A 1,960-nucleotide genomic window follows, 5' to 3' on the forward strand; every position below is an offset into this window, starting at 1 on the left:
GAGTTATGATAGGCATATTTGGCGTCGTTTAGGTTTTCCGCCGCTAGCAAAAATTGATAATTTTTGTATTTATAGCCCGCGCTTAGCCCCAGCGTCCAAAAGCTATCGCTCTTGCCCAGGTCCATGCCGCCTACGTCGCCGTAGCCTTTTTGCGCGCGGTTTTGCGACGCGTTAGTGTAGAAGTCGGCTTTGACGAACCAGTCGGGCTTTTCTAAACCGGCGCTTAGCTTAAACGCTAGAGGCGAAACCTTAGGCAGCGCGTCGCCATCTTTTGAGCCGCCCGCGTTTTTAGTCACCTTGCCGTAGACGTAGGATACTCCCGCCCCCAGCCTAAACATATCGGCTAGCAGCGTAGTGCCCTCGATCTCGCCGCCGTATAGCAGGGCGTCGGTATTAAAGGCGTCTGAGGACATGCCCATAGGACTATATTTTATCATTATGTAATCATCCATCTTTGAGACGAAAAAATTCGCGCTTAGTTCGTAATTTTTATCTTTTAGCACTGCGCCAAAATCCAGCTGAGTATTTCTTTCTTTATTTAGCTTGAGGTTATCGTCTTTACTCGTTTCCCAGTGATCGGGCAGTCTTTGTGCGTGTCCTAACCCAGCATAAAGCGTTAAATTTTGCAGATATTTTTCGTATCTAAAAAATCCTGAAAATAAATTTTCTTTCCTGCTCTTATGCGTTTTTAGCAGCCTTCTCTCGCCCGCGTCCAGCCTAAGTCCGCCAAAAAGCCCGTAGTCGTTTTCTAGGACGTATTCGTTTTGAGTGTAGATCGTTTTATACGTTACCTTGCGCTCTTTTACGTGCGGCTTTGATACGGCGGCGTCCATTTCGGCTTTAGATACGCCGGCTCCGCCCGTTCCAGCGCCTCTCCACTTAAATACATCCTCAGAGTACCCAGCGCCAAGATAGCTTGTTAGATTGTCGAAATTTAGCTCGCCTTCTAGCTTAAAGCCGTACATATCGCGTATCGGGTGGCTGATGCTATATCCCTTGCCGCGCCCCGTGCCCGGCACCACCGGACGCATGGTGAAGTTGTCCATTATGTGATCGATCTGATGATAGTACGAACTTAGCCTGATCTTGTGCTCGCCGACGTCTTGTTCAAATTTGAGCCCGAAAGATTTACGGTCAAACTGCACGCCGTCTCTCATCCTGTCCGCATACGCCGCTTCGCCCTCGCCCAGGTCCGTGCTAAGCTGAATGGCGGTAGAATCGGTAGGCGTGATCGTGCCTACGAGCGAGACGCTGTTGCGTTTATAGTGCGTATGCATTTTCTGTCCGCCGCCGCTTTTATAGTCGCCGCTCTCGTAATGTCCGCCCGAGATCTGCAAGCTGCCCCATTCATTGCCCACGACGGCGTCGGCTACGGTTTCGAAGCGTCTAAAGCTTCCGCCTAGCACGCTAAAATTCCCGCCGAATTGCGTTTTATCTAGTCTTAAAATATCTCGATCGAAGAAAATACCGCCGCTGATGAGCGCTCCATATCTGACGTCCTGCGGACCTTTGACGATGCGCACGGAGTTGTAGTTTTGCGCCGAGATGTAGGTGATGGGCGTATCCATACGCATGCCGCAGCCGCCGTTTAGCGTGCTGCCGTCGATGAGCACGGGCAGTCTGGACGCCGTCTGCGAGCGGTAATAAACTTCGCTGCCGCCTCCGCCCTTGCGCTCCATCGAAAAGCCGCTTAAGTTCAAAAGCGATTTTGCGATGTCGCCGTTTTCTAAAATAGTGTCTTTACCCGCGATCTCCACCTTCGTGGGCTCTTGCAAGATAGATTTTTTAAAATTCGACGATACGATTATCGTGCCTAAATTTACGTCCTTGCTCGTAGTATCGTCTGCGCTCAAGGCGCCGCATAGCAAAACCCCCGCCACAACGTAAGATAACTTCATTTTTGATCCTTTGGATATTATGATAAACGATTGCGAAATTTAATCACAAAAAATATTAAATT

1 protein-coding gene is annotated in these 1,960 nt (G+C 49.6%); it reads right to left on the reverse strand.

The window, feature by feature from the left end; all coding sequences use genetic code 11:
- Positions 1-1,898 (reverse strand): TonB-dependent receptor (locus Q0140_RS11315; protein ID WP_297964655.1); only part of this gene is annotated, 1,898 nt, incomplete at its 3' end.
- Between the last annotated feature and the right edge of the window lie 62 nt (positions 1,899-1,960).

It is taken from the genome of uncultured Campylobacter sp., from assembly GCF_938045405.1.
Classification (GTDB): Bacteria; Campylobacterota; Campylobacteria; order Campylobacterales; family Campylobacteraceae; genus Campylobacter_B.